The 17,371-nt window shown below is 59.1% G+C and carries 20 protein-coding genes; 6 read left to right on the top strand and 14 right to left on the bottom strand.

The features are described 5' to 3' along the window. Positions 1-31: 31 nt before the first annotated feature. Positions 32-778 carry a DeoR/GlpR family DNA-binding transcription regulator gene (locus ACJ8HB_RS20215; protein ID WP_047567212.1) on the top strand — a complete coding sequence of 249 codons (747 nt, stop codon included), beginning with the start codon at positions 32-34 and terminating at the stop codon, positions 776-778. Between the two features lie 271 nt (positions 779-1,049). Further along, the gene (gene osmB / locus ACJ8HB_RS20210) at positions 1,050-1,268 is read left to right on the top strand and encodes an osmotically-inducible lipoprotein OsmB (RefSeq protein ID WP_004945176.1); all 219 of its coding nucleotides are present in this window, start codon (positions 1,050-1,052) and stop codon (positions 1,266-1,268) included. A gap of 190 nt (positions 1,269-1,458) precedes the next feature. Here the strand turns inward: osmB and yciH are convergent, their stop codons facing one another. Continuing rightward, positions 1,459-1,785 (bottom strand): stress response translation initiation inhibitor YciH, encoded by a 327-nt coding sequence (yciH, locus tag ACJ8HB_RS20205; RefSeq protein WP_033647552.1) that lies wholly within the window; start codon positions 1,783-1,785, stop codon positions 1,459-1,461. Positions 1,786-1,795: 10 nt separating this feature from the next. After that, positions 1,796-2,524 carry an orotidine-5'-phosphate decarboxylase gene (gene pyrF / locus ACJ8HB_RS20200; RefSeq protein ID WP_049232982.1) on the bottom strand — a complete coding sequence of 243 codons (729 nt, stop codon included), beginning with the start codon at positions 2,522-2,524 and terminating at the stop codon, positions 1,796-1,798. Positions 2,525-2,853: 329 nt separating this feature from the next. Between pyrF and bhsA the strand changes: the two genes are divergently transcribed. Further along, a complete protein-coding gene (bhsA, locus tag ACJ8HB_RS20195; RefSeq protein ID WP_041035330.1) occupies positions 2,854-3,114 on the top strand; it encodes a multiple stress resistance protein BhsA in 261 nt (86 codons plus the stop codon). A 172-nt stretch (positions 3,115-3,286) separates the two neighbouring features. Continuing rightward, positions 3,287-3,586, top strand: a complete 300-nt coding sequence (locus ACJ8HB_RS20190) for an Arc family DNA-binding protein (RefSeq protein ID WP_033653022.1) — start codon at positions 3,287-3,289, stop codon at positions 3,584-3,586. Positions 3,587-3,646: 60 nt separating this feature from the next. Here the strand turns inward: ACJ8HB_RS20190 and lapB are convergent, their stop codons facing one another. The 11 genes from lapB to ACJ8HB_RS20135 form a co-directional block, all read right to left on the bottom strand. Beyond that, complete coding sequence (lapB, locus tag ACJ8HB_RS20185; RefSeq protein ID WP_033634721.1) at positions 3,647-4,819, bottom strand: lipopolysaccharide assembly protein LapB; 1,173 nt, start codon at positions 4,817-4,819, stop codon at positions 3,647-3,649. A 6-nt stretch (positions 4,820-4,825) separates the two neighbouring features. Then, entirely contained in the window at positions 4,826-5,128 is a 303-nt protein-coding gene (locus tag ACJ8HB_RS20180) for a LapA family protein (RefSeq protein ID WP_004930650.1), read from the bottom strand. Between the two features lie 291 nt (positions 5,129-5,419). After that, entirely contained in the window at positions 5,420-6,217 is a 798-nt protein-coding gene (locus tag ACJ8HB_RS20175) for an SDR family oxidoreductase (RefSeq protein ID WP_047567198.1), read from the bottom strand. Beyond that, positions 6,214-7,737: an FGGY family carbohydrate kinase gene (locus ACJ8HB_RS20170; protein ID WP_047567196.1), complete on the bottom strand. Its 1,524-nt coding sequence runs from the start codon at positions 7,735-7,737 to the stop codon at positions 6,214-6,216. Before ACJ8HB_RS20170 ends, ACJ8HB_RS20175 begins: the two co-directional genes overlap by 4 nt. Continuing rightward, positions 7,730-8,794, bottom strand: coding sequence for an ABC transporter permease (locus tag ACJ8HB_RS20165; protein WP_047567194.1), 1,065 nt, complete (start codon positions 8,792-8,794; stop codon positions 7,730-7,732). The genes ACJ8HB_RS20170 and ACJ8HB_RS20165 overlap by 8 nt, the downstream gene beginning before the upstream one ends. Before the next feature lie 10 nt (positions 8,795-8,804). After that, complete coding sequence (locus ACJ8HB_RS20160; protein ID WP_033647561.1) at positions 8,805-10,304, bottom strand: sugar ABC transporter ATP-binding protein; 1,500 nt, start codon at positions 10,302-10,304, stop codon at positions 8,805-8,807. 9 nt (positions 10,305-10,313) lie between these two features. Next, on the bottom strand, positions 10,314-10,931 hold the full coding sequence (locus ACJ8HB_RS20155) for a DUF2291 family protein (RefSeq protein ID WP_047567192.1): 618 nt from the start codon (positions 10,929-10,931) through the stop codon (positions 10,314-10,316). 64 nt (positions 10,932-10,995) lie between these two features. Next, positions 10,996-11,928: a D-ribose ABC transporter substrate-binding protein gene (locus ACJ8HB_RS20150; RefSeq protein ID WP_033653015.1), complete on the bottom strand. Its 933-nt coding sequence runs from the start codon at positions 11,926-11,928 to the stop codon at positions 10,996-10,998. 63 nt (positions 11,929-11,991) lie between these two features. Further along, complete coding sequence (locus ACJ8HB_RS20145) at positions 11,992-12,792, bottom strand: GolD/DthD family dehydrogenase (RefSeq protein WP_047567188.1); 801 nt, start codon at positions 12,790-12,792, stop codon at positions 11,992-11,994. A gap of 10 nt (positions 12,793-12,802) precedes the next feature. Beyond that, positions 12,803-13,708, bottom strand: a complete 906-nt coding sequence (locus ACJ8HB_RS20140; protein ID WP_033647566.1) for a transketolase family protein — start codon at positions 13,706-13,708, stop codon at positions 12,803-12,805. A gap of 2 nt (positions 13,709-13,710) precedes the next feature. Further along, positions 13,711-14,514, bottom strand: a complete 804-nt coding sequence (locus ACJ8HB_RS20135) for a transketolase (protein WP_033634732.1) — start codon at positions 14,512-14,514, stop codon at positions 13,711-13,713. 388 nt (positions 14,515-14,902) lie between these two features. Here ACJ8HB_RS20135 and ACJ8HB_RS20130 point away from each other — a divergent pair, with 388 nt between their 5' ends. Continuing rightward, positions 14,903-15,697, top strand: coding sequence for a DeoR/GlpR family DNA-binding transcription regulator (locus tag ACJ8HB_RS20130; protein ID WP_033647568.1), 795 nt, complete (start codon positions 14,903-14,905; stop codon positions 15,695-15,697). 22 nt (positions 15,698-15,719) lie between these two features. Here ACJ8HB_RS20130 and pgpB read toward each other — a convergent pair whose 3' ends face one another. Beyond that, positions 15,720-16,481, bottom strand: coding sequence for a phosphatidylglycerophosphatase B (pgpB, locus tag ACJ8HB_RS20125; protein WP_033647569.1), 762 nt, complete (start codon positions 16,479-16,481; stop codon positions 15,720-15,722). Between the two features lie 279 nt (positions 16,482-16,760). Between pgpB and ribA the strand changes: the two genes are divergently transcribed. Next, the gene (gene ribA, locus ACJ8HB_RS20120; protein WP_019452695.1) at positions 16,761-17,354 is read left to right on the top strand and encodes a GTP cyclohydrolase II; all 594 of its coding nucleotides are present in this window, start codon (positions 16,761-16,763) and stop codon (positions 17,352-17,354) included. Positions 17,355-17,371 lie beyond the last annotated feature (17 nt).

Here is a 17,371-nt window from a genome sequence, read left to right as displayed (position 1 = left end):
CGCACCTTGGCGGCCGCATCATCAGGCCGATATGAATTTACGACAACAGACCATATTGCAGTTGGTTAACGATCGCCGGCGGATCAGCGTCAATGAGCTGGCGCGCGCCTCGGGCGTCTCGGAAGTCACCATCCGGCAGGATCTCAACCTGCTGGAAAAGCGCAGTTATCTGAAGCGGGTACACGGTTCCGCCGTGGCGCTGGAGAGCGACGACGTCGACGCCCGCATGATGTCCAATTTCACCCTCAAACAACGGTTGGCGCAATATGCCGCCGCGCAGGTCAACGACGGCGAGACGATCTTCATCGAGAGCGGCAGCGCCAATGCCCTGCTGGCGCGCTACATTGCCGAACGCAAGCGCATTACGCTGATCACCGTCAGCCACTATATCGCCAACCTGCTGAAAGAAACCGACTGCGACGTGATTGTGCTGGGCGGCATGTACCAGAAGAAAAGCGAGACCGTGGTCGGCCCGCTTACGCGGCTGTGCATTCAGCAGGTGCATTTCAACAAGGCGTTTATCGGCATTGACGGCTTTCAGGCCGAAACCGGCTTTACCGGCCGCGACATGATGCGCGCCGACGTGGTCAGCGCGGTGCTGGCCAAAGGCGTGGAGAATATCGTGCTGACGGACTCGGGCAAGTTCGGCCAGATCCAGCCCAACCCGCTGGCGCAGACCGGCCAGATCAGCCGTGTGATCACCGATTCGCGCTTGGCGCTGGAGTATCAGCATCAGCTGAAACGCCAGGGCGTACAGGTGGAGCTGGTTAACGAATAACGCAGGTCACTGCCGCACCGCGCGGGCTACACCGCGCGCCTTCCCCTTGCGCAGCGGGATTTTAAGACTATTTACCTGTTTATCCTTCCCGAGAAACCTATACTCAGTTTCGGCGCCTTTTGGGCCGTAACTTGCTAATTATTCGGCCGTTAACAAAAAATGCCATTTTTTTATATCGATACTGTACGGGAATCAACGGCAGGCCTGATTTATGGTTAACGCCTATACTTATAGGGCACTTCCATATAGCCAATGCTAAGGAGAAGTCATTATGATGATTATCAATAAACGTTTCGCCACCGCCGCGCTGGCACTGACTCTGGCGTTTTCACTCAGCGCCTGTTCCAACATGTCCAAACGCGATCGCAACACCGCTATCGGCGCCGGCGCCGGTGCAGTCGGCGGCGCAGTGCTGACAGACGGCAGCGCGTTGGGCACGCTGGGTGGGGCTGCGGTAGGGGGCATCATCGGTCACCAGGTTGGCAAATAACCTGACCGAGAGACCTCGGCCGACAGGCTGGCAAAAGCGCCTCGGCGCTTTGACGTATTAACCAGAATAACGATGATTTCAGGTCTGTTTTACTTTAAGTCTATGGTTCTTTTGCCGTTAACGGGCTAACCCCCGGCAGCAACAACCTCAAGCCATGCCGCAGTATTGCACCGCGGCATGGCGATTCACCTCAACCGCCCGCCAGTTTGACCTTCATGCCTTTGGCTTCCAGCAGCTGTTTGAGCAGATCGCGTTTATCGCCCTGGATCTCGATAATCCCGTCTTTCACCGAACCGCCGCAACCGCATTTCTTTTTCAGCTCGGCCGCCAGTTTGTCGAGCGCGGCATCATCCAGATCGACGCCGGCGATCAGGCATACCCCCTTCCCCTTGCGGCCGCTGGTCTGACGCTGGATGCGCACGATGCCGTCGCCCTTGGCGCGTTGCGGCTTAACGTCTTCCTGCTTGATGCGGCCGGTGTCCGTGGAATACACCAGGCGGCTGTTATCGTCATTCATCATTGCCTCCTCAGGCCAAAGAGGCGCGGATCGCGCGCAGCGTCGCGGCCGGATCCGCAGATTGGGTGATCGGACGCCCAATCACCATGTAGTCCACGCCGGCGGCCTGCGCCTGCACCGGGGTCATGATACGGCGCTGATCGCCCGCCGCGCTGCCTTCTGGGCGGATCCCCGGTGTAACCAGCTGGAAAGCCTGCCCGCAGGCGGCCTTCAGGCGCTGCGCTTCGTGTGCCGAACAGACCACGCCGTCCAGCCCGCAGTCGCGGGCCAGGCGCGCCAGGCGCTCGGCGTGTTCCGCCGGGCTGGCCTCGATGCCAATGCCGCGCAGGTCTTCCGCTTCCATGCTGGTGAGCACCGTCACGGCGATCAGCAGCGGCGCATCCGCTCCGTAAGGCAGCAGCGCTTCTTTAGCGGCGGTCATCATGCGCGCGCCGCCGCTGGCATGGACGTTGACCATCCAAACGCCCAGCTCGGCCGCCGCCGCAACCGCATGCGCGGTGGTATTGGGAATATCGTGGAATTTCAGGTCGAGAAACACGTCGAAACCGCGCCCGTGCAGATCGCGCACCAGCTGCGGCCCAAACAGCGTGAACATTTCTTTGCCCACTTTCAGCCGGCAGTCTTGCGGATCGATACGGTCGGCGAACGCCAGCGCAGCGTTCTTATCGGCGTAATCTAACGCCACAACGATTGGAGATGATTTTAAGTCATTGTTATTAGTGTTATTTTCAGACTTCATTTCTTCTACCTTCTGTAAAATGGACATAATCAGGTACTCACCCGCGAAACTGACCGCCGCATTCTACATGCCGGGGGCCAGAAATCCCAGCCGCAGCGCGTACCGCCGCTCTGTCATGTTACCTCTCACCTTTGTCATGGCGCGTCAACAAAAGCGCGTCAGCGATAAACCACGCAGCGTAAAACGTCGTAAAGATGCGTAAATTCTCAATCAAACATTTTGAACAACTTGCTCAGCATTATCAGATTTTCAAACGGCGCAGATGCTTTATTATTCACCACATCGGAAGCGAATGGCTTCCTTCCTAAATAAACAGACTGGAGTCACCTATGAAAACCATCAAATATTTTGCAGCCGCTACCGCTATCGCACTGACCTCTTTCGCTACCTTCGCCGCTGAGCCGGTCAACAGCCAACAGGCTGACAGCCTGACCGCCAGCGGCATCGTTTCCGCGGGCCATGCGACCACCCTCAGCAGCCTGGAGAAAAAACTGGCCGCTAAAGCCGATGCCCAAGGCGCCGGCAGCTACCGCATCATCTCCGCCGGCGGTAACAACATGCTGAGCGGCACCGCGATCATCTATAAATAATGTTTCCGGTACAGGGCCCGCACGCTCGGGCCCTGCCTCTGTTTCTCGCCTAAAAAACCCGCGTTTGCCTCACCCTTCTTTGTTACAGAAATATTAAATTTTTATTACACACTAGACACCCGATCGCCAGTGGCTTAGCTTGAAGGCATCTTCCTGCAGAAAGGCTTTCAAAATGAGCGAGATATCGACACTTACCATCAAAATTCCTCTGGAACTGAAGGAAAAAATCCGCGCCGCCGCCGCTGAAAACGAATTTTCGTTGAGCGTGGAAGTATGCCAGCGCCTGGAAAACAGCTTCAACGCGCCCGCCGCCAAGGCAGAAAAGCCGGCCAAAAAGGCGGATGAGCTGCACCACGGCGAGATCGACAATCAAAGCACCGAAGAAGAGGTTGAACAGCCGCTGAGCCAGAAAGAACTGAAGAAACTGCGCCAGCTGTTGAAAACCGGCGCCAAAGGCGGCAAGAAAAAGTAAGCGGCAAACGAAAAAAACGGGGCGATAAATCGCCCCGTTTTGTTTTGCCCCGCCGCCGCGTTATTGCCCGTCCAGACCGCGGATCGGTTTGACCGATGACCAGGCTCGGCACGACGGGCAATGCCAATAGAGCGAGTGCGCGGTGAAGCCGCATTTGTGGCAGCGGTAACGCGGCTTGGTGCGAATTTGCTCGCCGACCATATCGCGCAACAGCAGCAGGCTCTCTTTCGCCCGGCCGTCTTCGGCGTCCGCCAGGTGATAATCCATCAGCCGGTAAAACACGCGCATGGTCGGATGGCGCTGCAGCTGGCGGTTGATATAGACCTGCACCACGTCGCGCCCTTCGTGCTGTTCGATGATCTCGGCCAGCATCAAATCGGCGGTGGCGCCGGTGTTCTCTTCCACGCAGCGTTTCAGGAATTCAACCCAGCTGTGCTGTTGTTCCGGCAGATGCGTGTAGCATTCCTGCAGCATCGGCAGCGTTTCGCTGACCAACTCTTTATCCTGGCTCAGCACGCGTTGCAGCGACTCTGCCGCTTTGGCGTAGTCGTTTTGCGCCATATAGATGCGCCCGAACATGATGGATACGCGCGCACACTGTTTATCGGCTGCGTCCGCACGTTTGAGCAGGCTCATCGCCCGATCGAGATCGTCGCTGCCCATCGCCTGCAGCGCCAGTTCGCAATAGAAGTGCGCGATCTCGACGCGCTGTTTCTCTTTACCCAGCTTGACCAGCTTTTCCGCCACGTCGATCGCTTTTTGCCAATCGCTGGTGGCCTGATGGATCACCAGCAGTTGCTGCAGCGCCGATACGCGAAAATCCGCTTCGTCAGTCAACTGGCTGAACATGTCTTCCGCGCGATCGTACAGCCCGGCCGCCATATAGTCGCGGCCCAGCTGCTGTACCGCCAGCAGGCGCTGTTCAAAGGTCAGGGAGGCGCTTTCCATCAAGGCCTGGTGGATGCGGATGGCGCGGTCGACTTCGCCGCGCGAACGGAACAGGTTACCCAGCGTCAGGTGGGCTTCAACGGTGTTGCTGTCCTCTTTCAACATGTCGAGGAACAGATCGACCGCCTTGTCCTGCTGGTTGGAAAGCAGAAAGTTCACCCCTGCCACGTATTCACGCGACAGGCGGTTGGCTTCTTGCTGTTTATCCTGCTGAGCGCTTCTGCGCCCCATGTACCAACCGTACGCGGCAGCCACGGGCAGCAACAGAAACAGCAGTTCTAACATAGAGGATTATTCCTTGCTGACAACGGGCTGAGCCGCCGGTTCAGCGGGCTGCTCAAGCTGCAGCTCCAGCCTTTTGATCTTGCGCTCGGCGCGGCCCAACGCAATGCGCGTGCGCAGGTAAAACAGGCCGCAAATGATCCAGCCGAGAACAAAACCGGCGCCAAACAGCGTGGCCAACAGGGTCGATACGCGATAGTCACCCTGCGCAACCAGATAGTTGAAATTGACCACCTGATCGTTATGCGCACCCAAGGTGACGGAAATCACGAAGATCACCAGAACCAACAAAAAAATCAGCAAATATTTCACATTCTTTCCCGCGATGCCGAGTGAATCGGATGAACGATGCCAAAACGTGGCGTCCCTAACCCTTAAGTTAGCATTTCCCACTGCGGCAGGGAAACCCTGCGGCACGATAAAACCACATATCTGCTGGCATATTCGGCAGTAAACGGCCTTAGCGAACAAATTGATGAGAAAGCTTCTCAAAACGTCGAATTTATAAGGATATGGGGGCGACGGCGCGGATTGCAATGGCGGGAAAATGTAAGCGGTTAATGCGGCGCCGTTCCGACGCCGCGTTTTTGTGACACAGTCACGTCATGACATGATTAACCCGCCGTCCACATTGATGGTTTGGCCGGTGATGTAGTCGGCATCGTCCGAGGCAAGAAAGGCCACGAGACCCGCCACGTCCTCGGGCTGACCAGCGCGCTTGAGCGGAATGCCCGCCACCCACTCGGCCATCAACTCCCCTTTGCCGTAGGTTTTTTCCGGCCCGCTGAGAATTTCTCCCCAAACGCGGTCGTTATATTCCCACATCTCGCTTTCAATGATGCCGGGGCAGAATGCATTGACGGTAATGCCATGCGGTGCCAGCTCGAGCGCTAAACTTTGCGTAATGCCGATCACGCCCATTTTGCTGGCGGCGTAATGCGGTGTGTAAATGAATCCGTTACGCCCCTGACCGGAAGAGGTGTTGATCAGCCGCCCCTTGCGCTGGCCGACCATATATTTAGCCGCTTCCCGGCAGCAGAGCCACACTGCAGTGGTATTTACCGCCAACACTTTCTCAAAATCGCTTTTGGGCATCTGGTCAAAACGATCGATAGTGATCACCCCGGCGTTTTGAATGGAAACGTCGATCGCGCCGAATCGCTCCCAAGCCTGACGATAAAAATCAACCACCTGCGCCTCATCGGTGACGTCGAGGATCACCGGCAGAATATCCACACTATAACGCTGGCGCAGCGTTTCCGCCGTGGTCAGAATGCGTTCAGCATTCGATGCAATCACCAGATTGGCGCCCAAACGGGCGAAGCTCTCAGCGATGCCGGCTCCAATGCCGCGGCATGCGCCGGTAATCACCACGGTTTTCCCCGTGAAATCACGATTCATGGTTGTTCTCCTGTCATCAATGAGCTCGCCTGCGGCCGCCACAAGGTGCGTTGCACCGCCTGCCGCCAGGCGCTGTAGTTTTCCTGCAGCTGCCGGTGGCGCTGCATATCGGGTTTAAATTCATCATGTTGGGGCAACAATGCCGCCAGTTGCCGATCGGTAGTCCCCCACAGGCTGCGCATCGCCATCAGCGCCGCCCCCAGCGCCGAGAGTTCCGCCGTGTTGCTGCGCCACACCGGGCAACCCAGCAGATCGGCCTGAAACTGCATCAGCCAGTCATTGCGGCTGGGGCCGCCATCGGCCATTAACCCCTGCAATGCAAAACCCGGCTGTTGCCGCAATATGCCGATCACATCGGCGATTTGATAAGCCACCGACTCAAATGCGGCCCGCACCAAATGTTCCCGCCGCGTGCCGCGGCTGAGGCCGCAGATCACGCCGCGCGCCTGCTCATCCCACCAGGGTGCGCCGACCCCGGTCAGTGCCGGCACAAAATAGACGCCACCGCTGTCGGCCACGCAAACAGGCAGTTCACTTAACGGCGTCTCGTCCCCCGCCGGCATGGCGGTGATATCCAGCATCCAGGCAATGGCGTCGCCGGTGTGGGGAATATTGCCCTCCAGCGCATACTGCATACGCTCGCCATCATGCCAGGCGACGGTCGTTGCCAGAGCGCTCGTGTCGCATTGCGCTTCGGCGATCGGCGCCATCACCGATGAGCCGGTGCCATAGGTGGCCTTGACCTGCCCCGCCTGGCCGAGCGCATGGCCGTACAGCGCCGCATGCGAATCACCGACCATCGCGCCAATCGGAATGCCGTCGGCAATGCCTTCCAATCCCAACGTCGCGCCGAACACATGGCTGGAGGGGGAGATCGTCGGCAGCGCCTGGCGGGGAATGTTGAACAGCGCCAGCATCCGCTCGTCCCAATCGCCGGAGGCAAGGTTCAACAGCTGGGTGCGAGCGGCATTGGAGGTATCGCAGCCGAATGCCTGTCCTCCGCTCAACTGCCACAGCAGCCAGGCATCGATGGTGCCAAGGCAGATTTCCCCGTTCTCCGCCATCCGTTGCCCCCCTTCGCAGCGATCGAGCAACCAGCGCATTTTCGCCGCCGAGAACAGCGGTGAAAGCGGCAGGCCGGTGGCGCGACGCACCACTTCGGCCTGCCGATCGTGCCGCAGCCGTTCACAGAAATCGGCGGCGCGCGCGCATTGCCAGGTTAGGGCCGGCCCGATCGGCTGGCCGTCGAAACGCCGCCAACCGATGGCGGTTTCACGCTGGTTGCTGATGGCGATACCGGCAATACGGGATGCGCCGGCCAACGCAATCGCTTCCCGTAGCACCGCCAGAGAAGCTGCCAGCAAGATCTCGCCCCGCTGTTCCACCCAACCGGGCTGCGGCGTCTGCAGCGTCAACGGCCTGCTGGCTCTGGCGACGATCGCCCCCTGCGCATCCACCACCACGGCCTTGGCGTTGCTGGTGCCTTCGTCCAACGCGACAATGCAATCCGCTTTAACCATGGCTCACCTCAGCCAGCGGCTGCACCGCTTTTTTCTCCTGACGCTGCATCAAAATGACCTTGCTCTGCAAACGCTGCTGGAACTGGTCAATCACCACGGCGGTAACGATCACCAGCCCTTTAATCACCATTTGCCAGAACTCGCTGACGCCCATCATCACCAGACCGTCCGCCAGAAAAACGATCACAAAGGCGCCGATGATCGAACCGAATACCCTGCCGCGGCCACCGCTGAGCGCCGTACCGCCCAGCACCGTCGCGCCGATGGCGTCCATCTCGAACATATTGCCGGTCATCGGGTGCGCGGTTTGCAACTGAGAAGCGATGACCAGCCCCACCAGCGCCGCACACAGCCCGGAGAAGGCATAGACGAACATTTTCACTTTGACGATCGGCACCCCCGACAGCCGCGCCGCCGGCTCATTGCCGCCAATCGCATAGATATAACGGCCCAGCGGCGTTTTCTTGGTGAGATAGATCCCCAACAACACGATGGCCAACATCAGCCAAATCGGGTTGTAAATCCCGAGAAAGGTGCCGGATCCCAGGGCCGCAAAACCGGTGTTGCCCAGCGCTTCCATGCCCACCAGATTGGGATAGGTTTTGCCGTCCGCCGTCAGCAATGCCGCCCCACGCGCCACGTACATTGCGCCCAGGGTACAGATGAATGGCGCAACGCCGAGCCGCGTAATCAGCGTGCCGTTGATCAAACCCAACAACACGCCCAACAGCGCCACCGCGCCGATCACTTCAAAGACGTTGAGAAACAGCCGGTTGCCATCCCACAGCGGGATGCCGACGGTCAACAGCGCACCGGCGATCATCCCGCACAAGCCCGCCACCGCGCCGACCGACAAATCGATGCCGCCGGTGAGGATCACCAGCGTCATGCCAACCGCCAGCAGCCCGGTAATCGCCACGTGCTGCGTCATGATCAGCAGATTGGAGACGGTCAGAAAATTCGGCACCATGCCGCTGAAGAACAGCACCACCAGCAACAGGGCGATGAAGGTGCGCGCCTGCAGCAAATACATATACAACCGATACTTGGTTTGCATTGCCTTATCCTTATGCGTGTGGGGTTGAGGCGCGGATCAGCGTTTCGCGATCGGCCCGTTCGCGCGGCAGATCGGCCGTCAGTTTCCCGTCCGCCATCACCATCACCCGGTCGGCCAGTGAGACCACCTCATCCAGCTCCGACGAAGAGAACATCACCGCCAGCCCCTGACGTGCCATCGCGCCAATCAGGTGATAAACGTCCGTTTTGGCGCCGACGTCGATTCCGCGCGTCGGCTCATCGAGAAACACTACCTGCGGCCCGGTCAGCAGCGCCTTGCCCAACACCACTTTCTGCTGATTGCCGCCGCTCAGGCTGGTGATTGGCAGCTCCCGGTCACTCACCTTGATCGCCAGTTTTTCGATCATGCCGTCGACCAACGCACACTCCCCGGCCGACGCCAACGGCCGCAGCGCGTTGCGCCCCAGGCTGGCCAGCGTCATGTTGGCCTTGATCGACATCATCTGCACCAAGCCCTCCGCCTGCCTGTCTTCCGGCACCAGCGCCATACCCAACGCCATGCGCTGACGAAACCCCAACCGCTCCACGCTTTTGCCGTTGAGCAGAATGCGGCCTGCCGTCTGGCGCATCACGCCGTTGATCACCTTGAACAGTTCGGTGCGGCCGGCGCCCAACAGGCCATAAATGCCGATCACCTCCCCTTTGCGCAGTGAAAAACTGACGTCGTTAAGGCAATAGCCGCCGTTTTCACGCGGCAGCGTCAACTGCTCAACCTTCAGCACTTCATCCCCTTGCTCTGCCGCGCAATAATCAAAGTGCTTGCTCTTTTCCCCAACCATCTTTTCGATGATCCACGGAATGCTGACGTTGCAGACCGGCTCGGCGGCAACAAAACGCCCATCGCGAAACACCGTGATGCGATCGCCAATCTCCATCAGCTCTTCCAGACGGTGAGAAATGTAGATAATGGTGACGCCGCGTTTTTTCAGATCGGCGATCACCCGAAACAGCGTGCGCACTTCAGCCTGGCTCAGCGCCGACGTCGGCTCATCCATGATCAGCACCCGGGTGTCCTTCGCCAAGGCGCGAGCAATTTCCACCAACTGCTGATGTCCGATGCCGAGACTGCCCAACGGCGTATGCGGATCGATGTCCAACTCCAGCCGCTGCAGCAAGGATTTGGCCAGCTGATATTGATAGTCCACATTGATGCGGCCACGCTGGAAGAACTCGTTGGCCATAAAAATGTTGTCCATCACCGACAGGTTGGGGAACAGGTTCAGCTCCTGGAAAATAATGCTGATCCCGAGCCGCTCCGCCTGCTGCGTGGAAGTTAGCGTCACCGCTTTACCCTCCAGCTCGATGGTGCCGGAGGACGGGGTTTCCACCCCCGCCAGCAGCTTCATCATGGTCGACTTGCCGGCGCCGTTTTCGCCGATCAGCACGTTGACCTGATTGCGAAACACTTGATAACTCACGCTATCCAATGCCGTGACGCCAGGATAGAGACGCGAAACGTTGCGCGTTTGAATAATGACCGGATCGCTCATCACGCCCCCTTAAGGTTGAATGCGTACCGGCGTGATCAACAGCGGCTCGGCAGGCGCCTGCCAGCTGCTGAATACGCCGTACACGGTAATGTGGTCACCCACCTTGGGCGGGGATCCGGCCAGTTCGTCGATCGAAGCCTGATTAATCGCCCTGGCAAAATCGCCGAACAGCGCTTGGTCATTGAAATCGCCGTAGCTCAGCCCGCGATAGCTGTCGCGCAACGCCGTACCGCGATAAACCGGCCCGATCTGCACCTCCACGCTGCTGAGCGGTGCATCGGTCAGCTTGAGCGTTAATTTTCCGCTGCGCGAACGGGTGTTGACCGCCACGACTTCACCGCTGACCTTAACGTTGAAATAACAAGGGAACTCCGGTTGAGCGCGGTACCCCAGCAGACCGCAGGCGCTGTCAAAATCCTTGGCCTGGGCGATCCGGGCGAGCAGCTCGCCCAGCGGCTGCGCCGTTTTGACCGCTTGCGGAGCGATTTGGCCGCGGTAAATTTCCGCCGCCTGCGCCACATGCGGATTCACCGGGGAGCGAAGCTCCGCCAGCTTTGTCTCCGAAACGATACGGCAACCGCTCAACGCCAGGACGACGGTGACGGCCAGCGCAATGCGCATCGACATAACAACACCTCCGATCGCACCCCGCCGCCGGGACGGGGTGGTGAAAGACGCCGCTCAGCGCGGATTACGGTTTGAAGTTGAAGTCACTGACTCGTTGCGCATTGTCTTTGCCGATCAGGATGCCGCGGAACATCACGCGCTCCTTGCCGGTATAGCTGCCGGATTGGAAATAGCCGTCGAGGATTTCAACGCCCTGCGCGGCGATCGCCTGCGCCTGCAACATCACGCTGGCGTAGAGGCTGCCGTTGAGAATGGCGTCGCGTTCATCGTTGCTGCCGTCGATGCCCACCACGGTGACATCCTGCCGGCCGGCGGCCTTCAGCGCCGCCACTGCGCCCAGCGCCACCGGGCCGTTGCCGCAGATCACGCCTTTGATGTCCGGATGCGCCTGCAGAATGCTGTCCATGATGCGTTTCCCTTCCAGCAGATTGCCCTTGGCATCCTGCCGCGCCACGCTGACCATCTCAGGGTATTGGTCGATCACGTTGTGGAAAGACTGCGAGCGCGTAACGCAGTTATTGTCCGCCAGGTTGCAGGTCAGCTCGGCGTATTTGCCGGTTTCCCCCATTTTTTCGACAAACTGGTTGGCGACGTCCGAGCCGGCCTGGAAGTTGTTATGGGTGATCTGCGCCAACGCCACGCCATCGACCGGGATCTCGCGGTTGATCAGTACCACCGGAATACCGGCGTTTTTCGCCTGCTGCACGGCGGCGACGCTGGCCTGAGAATCGGCGTTATCCAAAATGATGCCCTGAACCTTGCGGCCGATAACCAGGCTGATCAGCTCCCCCTGGCGCTTAACGTCTTCGCCGTGCGACAGCACCAGCGTCTGGTAGCCGAGCGACTTGGCTTTGGCCTCGGCCCCCTTGGCTTCCGCGGCGTAATAAGGGTTGTCCAGCGAGTTGACGAGAATGGCGATCGTGCCCTTTTCCGCCGCCATGGCAGAGGTGCAGGCAAAACCGGTGAGCAGGGTAAGGTAAGTGGCTATTTTTCTCATGATGGTGTTCTCTTATCGTTGTGTTGAACATCGTCTGGTGTTGGCGATCGCTGCGGTTGCCGCTTACCAAATGGTAAAACCGCCGTCGATCATCAGGTCCGCGCCGGTGATCATGTCGCTGCCGTTGCTGGCAAAAAACAGGATCGCCGCCGCAATTTCGTCGGTATAAGCAAAACGCCCCAGCGGTATCAGTTTTTTCATTGCCTCGCCCTTCTCGCCGCGCCAGGCTTTCTCTCCCATAGGCGTCAGCACCACGGTGGGCGATAACGTGTTGACGGTGATGCCGTGCGGCGCCCACTCTTTGGCCATCACCTTGGTCATGCCCAGCAACCCCGCCTTGGCGGAGGTGTAAGCGCAGTGATCGTCAATGGCGATGGAGGCCGCCTGCGACGCGATGTTGATGATTTTCCCGCCGTGGCCGGCGGCTATCACGCGGCGCGCCAGTTCTTGCGAGCACAAAAAAGGCCCGGTGAGGTTGACCGCCAAGTGGCGCTGCCACTCCTCGAGCGTCACTTCCGTCGCCGGCTGCAGATTGACGTAGCCGGCGCAGTTGACCAGGATATCGAGCCGGCCAAAGCGAGATTGAGCCGCGTTGAAGGCGGCGGCCACCGAATCGGAATCGGTCACGTCGCACACCTGGCAGCACACCTGTTCTTCACCCAACTCCCGCAGCGCCGCCGCGGCCTGGTCCTGTTCGAAGGCCGGATACATCAATACCAGGCGCGCGCCCTTTTCCAGCAGCAGGCGATTGGCAGCCATCGCGATGCCGCCCAGACCGCCGGTGATCACCGCCACTTTCCCTGCCAGCGACATCTGGCTATCGACACCGTAGCGTAAATTAACGTCGTATTCGTTCCGCTCCATCGCATTCCCCCTATGGCGTTAACTGAGCATGCAACCCTGCGGCGTCGATGGCGTATTGCCGCCGCAGCGCCGCCCGGCTGCTGCTGTGGGTAAATTCATAAGCCGGCACGCCCAGCGCGGTAAACGGCCGCGGCAGCTGATGCCGCAGCAACAGCTCACCGATGATGGTGCCCAGGCCACCGCTGAGAGCGTGCTCCTCCATGGTCAGCACCCGGCGGTGCGAACGCATCAACGCCACTACCGCCGCCTCATTGAGTGGCCAGAGCGAAGGCAGCGAGACGATGGTCGGGTTATCGCCCAATTCCAGCACCTTCATCGCCTCATGCGCCACCGTCCCCAGGCAAAACACCAGGCTGTCAGAGCCTTGATGCAGCACCTCCGGCTCTCCGGGGCGGAAGTGATAGCTCGCGTTCAGCACCGGCAGCTTGTCGCTGTCCATACGGATATAGGCCGGGCCGGGTTGCGCGATGACATAACGGACAATCTCTGCCGCTTGCCGCGCATCCGCCGGCGCATAGACGCTGAGATTACCCAGCGTGCGGGCGATGGCGATATCGTTCATGCAATGGTGCGTCGCCCCCAGCGGCCCATAGCCGAATCCGGCATTCAGGCCGAGCATTTTCACGTTGGTTTCCGTGTAGCAAACATCGTTTTTCATCTGCTCGTTAGAACGGGCGAACAGGAAAGGCGCGGCGTTGGCGGTAAAGACCGTGCGGCCGCTGAGCGCCATGCCGGCGGCCATGCCCACCATATTTTGTTCGGCGATGCCGACGTTCACCACTCGCTCCGGATAAGCCTGCTCAAAGGGCGCGATTTTCGACGTGGACGTGGAGTCCGCCACCATCACGCTCAGATCGGCACCCGCCAGCTGCTCTTCGATCAACGCCGTCACCACGGCATCGCGTAAATCCTGCATGTTCACCCCTCCAGTTCCGCCAGCGCCTGCGCCAGCTGTTGTTCGTCCGGTACCGCGTGATGCCAGGCGGCAACGTTAGCCATAAACGACACGCCGTGCCCCTTTTCGGTATTGGCCAAAATCACCCGCGGCTTGTCCTGGCTCGGGCGTTGGATCGCCGCCACCAGCGCCGCCGGATCGTGCCCGTCGCATTCCAGGGTTTCGAAACCGAAAGCGCGCCATTTTTCCGCCAGCGGCTCCAGCGGCATGATGGCCTCTGTCTTGCCCGCCAGCTGCAGCCGGTTGCGATCGACGATGGCAATCAGGTTATCCAGCTTGAATTTGCTGGCCGCCATCGCCGCCTCCCAGTTGGATCCCTCCGCCAGCTCGCCGTCGCCCAGCAGCACGAACGCGCGGCGATGTGCGCGCCCGGCCAGTTTGTTGCCCAGCGCCAGCCCCACGGCGATCGGCAGGCCATGCCCCAAACCGCCGGAGTTGATCTCCACCAGCTCCGGCAGCTTCTGCCGCACCGGATGCCCGGCCAGCAAGGTGTCGTCGCCCATGAACTGATCGAGCACCGCCGGATCGAGCAGGCCCATCGCCGCGCAGCTGCAGTAAAAACCGCCGGCGCCGTGCCCTTTAGACAAAATGAACCGATCCTGATCGGGCCGGGCATTGCCGCGATCCATCACCGCCATATACAAGGTGCAGATGATGTCGATTTCCGACAGATCGGCGCCGGTATGGCCCTTGCCTGCCTTATGGTTCATGGTCACCACATATCGGCGCGCCTGGCGCGCCGTGTTTTTAATCGCCTGGAAGTCCATCGTCACCTCTGCTTGAGCACATTGATTATCGTTATCGCCTCTAAAACGATCCGCCAACCCGTCATTGATTTTCGAATGGAAATCATATGTAGCAAAAACGATAATTAATGTGGGCAAGATCAAATTTCAAGCAAAAGCACGCAGCAGGCGGAATCACAATTCACAAAAAGCAATTAATAACAATGAAATAAAAGTATTAAAATAACTTAAAATTCGTTTTACCCGGTGACTTTCGCTGACACCATAGATTTTCGAATAAAAATCAATATGGGTTGACCGGGTTTATCCATAGCTTTATCAATAATCGCGAGCTAAAATTCAGCGCATCAATAAGGAGTTGCCGTGGCAAACCGCCCGGCGGGAACTGACAGGTGCAGGAGTCTTTCGATTGAAAAGCAAAAGCGAACAGCTGGCGGAAATGCAGCAACGGCGCGAAAAGATCCTCGACATGATCCGCGAAGACGGCTCGGCGACGGTCAAAATGCTGACCGATACCTTCAAGCTGACCGAAGCGACCATTCGCACCGACCTGCGGGTCCTGCAGCAACAAGGTTATGTGCAGCGTTTCCACGGCGGCGCAACCCTGGTCGATGGCAAGCAAAACACCCATGCCATGCTGTTGGAACGCCAGGTCAACCTGACCGCCAAGGATCGCATCGGCAAGCTCGCCGCCGGTTTTATCGAACCGGGCGACACCATCATTCTTGATTCGGGCACCACCACCACGGCTATCGCCAATCACCTGAGCCACATCAAGAAACTGTCCGTTATCACCACCGGCGTCAATATCGCGCTGCAGCTGGGCGGCGAACCGGGCGTGAACATTTTGCTGACCGGCGGCTCGTTCAAATTTCCGACGCTTTCCACTTCGGGGGACAAAGCCGCCGGCTTCTTCGAGAACGTTCTGGCCCAGAAACTGTTCCTCGCAACGGCCTGCATCTCACCCCGCCACGGCCTCAGTTTCCCAAGCGAGACCGACATCAAACTGAAAACGGCGATGATCAACGCAGCCAACACGGTGTATGTGGTTGCCGACTCCAGCAAAATCGATAAGGTGTCGATGTTCGCATTGCCCTGTGACTGGCAGCATATCGACTATTTGATCACCGACGACGGTATCAGCAATACCGCCATACAGGCCTTTGAGAAGGTGGGAGTAAAGGTGTTGGTGGCAGGCGCCTGACGGGCGCCTGCGAGAAGAATGCTTATTCCGGCTTGCGCGCCGCGATTTCCTGCTGCTCTTGCGGCGGCGGCGTCAGCGGGCCAAACCAGCGCTGCGCCAGCCAGCAGGTGACCACCACCAACAGCCAACTGATCAGCGTGGCCATCGCCAGATCGCGTGGCCAGTGCATGCCCAGCAGCAAACGGCTGCCCATCACCCCCGTTGCCCACACCATCAGCAGCGCGACGGTTTTATAATGGCGGCGCGGCCACAGCAGCCCTACGCCCAACAGCGCCCAGGTGGCGGCGAACATCGTATGCCCCGACGGGAAAGCGAAGCCGGTTTCAAACTGCCAGTGCTTGCGCAGCCAGTTCGGCACCAGGGTCTGATCCTGCAATTGCTCGCGCACCAGCGCGCTGCGCTCTTTGCGATGCAGCGAATAGAAGTATTTGCCGTCCACGCCGTGGTTTTGCTCCAGCCATACCACAAACGGCCGCGGTTCTTGCACCCGATCCTTGATCAGCGACTTGATCCCCTGCCCAATCACCAACGCGGCGGAAAGCAGGATCGCCAGACCGATGGCCGCCTTGAGCCGAAAGCGCAGACACCACAAAAACCAACCGCAAAGGATAGCGCTGGTCAAAATGCCCCACGGCGAGGTCACGGTTTCGGTCACCCAGTACAGCGCTTTCAGCAGCCGATCATTGCCGCCGGGCTGCCAGTGCCAGCCGGATACCCAGACCGCCAGCGGCATCAACAGCAGCAGCAGCGCGCCGCCCGCCGTGCGTTTTGCTATCTCATACATTCCCGTTTTCCTCTGCGTGAATCAGACTGCAGTGTAACAAGAGTGTAATCTTGATAACACGCGAAAAATTAAACAGATAGGCAACCTATCGCAATAATAGGTAGCCGGAAAACGCCATCTGCTGGTTTGCTGAGCACCGCCCGGCAAGAAGTTGTGGCAAAATAGCCGATAATTAACGAAATAGAGATCGGCGCAGCACGTTTTAGTCTTGGTCAATTTACCGAACCGGACTTAGGATGCGCGACAATGATTGAATCGTAGGTTTTTGTGGAGAGTGACATGCAGCTTAAACGGGTGGCAGAGGCTAAACTGCCGACACCTTGGGGCGATTTCCTGATGGTAGGATTCGAAGAACTGGCGACCGGGCATGACCATCTGGCGCTGGTATTCGGTGATATTTCCGGCGAAGCGCCGGTGCTCGCGCGCGTGCATTCCGAATGTCTTACCGGCGATGCCCTGTTCAGCCTGCGCTGCGACTGCGGTTTTCAGCTGGAAGCCGCGCTGGAGCAAATCGCCGAAGAAGGCCGCGGCATTCTGCTTTATCATCGCCAGGAGGGCCGCAATATCGGCCTGTTGAACAAGATCCGCGCCTATGCCCTGCAGGATAAGGGCGCAGACACCGTGGAAGCCAACCACCAGCTCGGCTTCGCCGCCGACGAGCGCGACTTCACCCTGTGCGCCGACATGTTCAAACTGCTGGGCGTCGACGCGGTGCGTTTGCTGACCAACAACCCGAAAAAGGTCGAGATCCTGACCGAAGCCGGCATCAACATCAGCGAGCGCGTGCCGCTGATCGTCGGCCGTAACCCGAAGAACGAACACTATCTGGCGACCAAGGCCGCCAAAATGGGCCATTTGCTCGACCAGAAGTGATCGCCGCCGCGGCGGAA

This window comes from Serratia sp. CY27727, from assembly GCF_052169275.1.
In the GTDB taxonomy this organism is placed as follows: domain Bacteria; phylum Pseudomonadota; class Gammaproteobacteria; order Enterobacterales; family Enterobacteriaceae; genus Serratia; species Serratia sarumanii.
This window is presented reverse-complemented; position numbering and strand designations above follow the sequence as displayed.

Excerpts from the sequence above, each read along its gene's own strand:
- yciH (WP_033647552.1), bottom strand. The coding sequence starts at position 1,785 with ATGAATGACGATAACAGCCGCCTGGTGTATTCCACGGACACCGGCCGC.
- bhsA (WP_041035330.1), top strand. The coding sequence starts at position 2,854 with ATGAAAACCATCAAATATTTTGCAGCCGCTACCGCTATCGCACTGACC.
- ACJ8HB_RS20155 (WP_047567192.1), bottom strand. The coding sequence starts at position 10,931 with ATGTCGATGCGCATTGCGCTGGCCGTCACCGTCGTCCTGGCGTTGAGC.
- ACJ8HB_RS20165 (WP_047567194.1), bottom strand. The coding sequence starts at position 8,794 with ATGCAAACCAAGTATCGGTTGTATATGTATTTGCTGCAGGCGCGCACC.
- pgpB (WP_033647569.1), bottom strand. The coding sequence starts at position 16,481 with ATGTATGAGATAGCAAAACGCACGGCGGGCGGCGCGCTGCTGCTGCTG.
- ACJ8HB_RS20135 (WP_033634732.1), bottom strand. The coding sequence starts at position 14,514 with ATGGACTTCCAGGCGATTAAAAACACGGCGCGCCAGGCGCGCCGATAT.
- ACJ8HB_RS20190 (WP_033653022.1), top strand. The coding sequence starts at position 3,287 with ATGAGCGAGATATCGACACTTACCATCAAAATTCCTCTGGAACTGAAG.
- ribA (WP_019452695.1), top strand. The coding sequence starts at position 16,761 with ATGCAGCTTAAACGGGTGGCAGAGGCTAAACTGCCGACACCTTGGGGC.
- osmB (WP_004945176.1), top strand. The coding sequence starts at position 1,050 with ATGATGATTATCAATAAACGTTTCGCCACCGCCGCGCTGGCACTGACT.
- ACJ8HB_RS20215 (WP_047567212.1), top strand. The coding sequence starts at position 32 with ATGAATTTACGACAACAGACCATATTGCAGTTGGTTAACGATCGCCGG.
- ACJ8HB_RS20170 (WP_047567196.1), bottom strand. The coding sequence starts at position 7,737 with ATGGTTAAAGCGGATTGCATTGTCGCGTTGGACGAAGGCACCAGCAAC.
- ACJ8HB_RS20175 (WP_047567198.1), bottom strand. The coding sequence starts at position 6,217 with ATGAATCGTGATTTCACGGGGAAAACCGTGGTGATTACCGGCGCATGC.
- pyrF (WP_049232982.1), bottom strand. The coding sequence starts at position 2,524 with ATGAAGTCTGAAAATAACACTAATAACAATGACTTAAAATCATCTCCA.
- ACJ8HB_RS20140 (WP_033647566.1), bottom strand. The coding sequence starts at position 13,708 with ATGCAGGATTTACGCGATGCCGTGGTGACGGCGTTGATCGAAGAGCAG.
- lapB (WP_033634721.1), bottom strand. The coding sequence starts at position 4,819 with ATGTTAGAACTGCTGTTTCTGTTGCTGCCCGTGGCTGCCGCGTACGGT.
- ACJ8HB_RS20145 (WP_047567188.1), bottom strand. The coding sequence starts at position 12,792 with ATGGAGCGGAACGAATACGACGTTAATTTACGCTACGGTGTCGATAGC.
- ACJ8HB_RS20150 (WP_033653015.1), bottom strand. The coding sequence starts at position 11,928 with ATGAGAAAAATAGCCACTTACCTTACCCTGCTCACCGGTTTTGCCTGC.
- ACJ8HB_RS20160 (WP_033647561.1), bottom strand. The coding sequence starts at position 10,304 with ATGAGCGATCCGGTCATTATTCAAACGCGCAACGTTTCGCGTCTCTAT.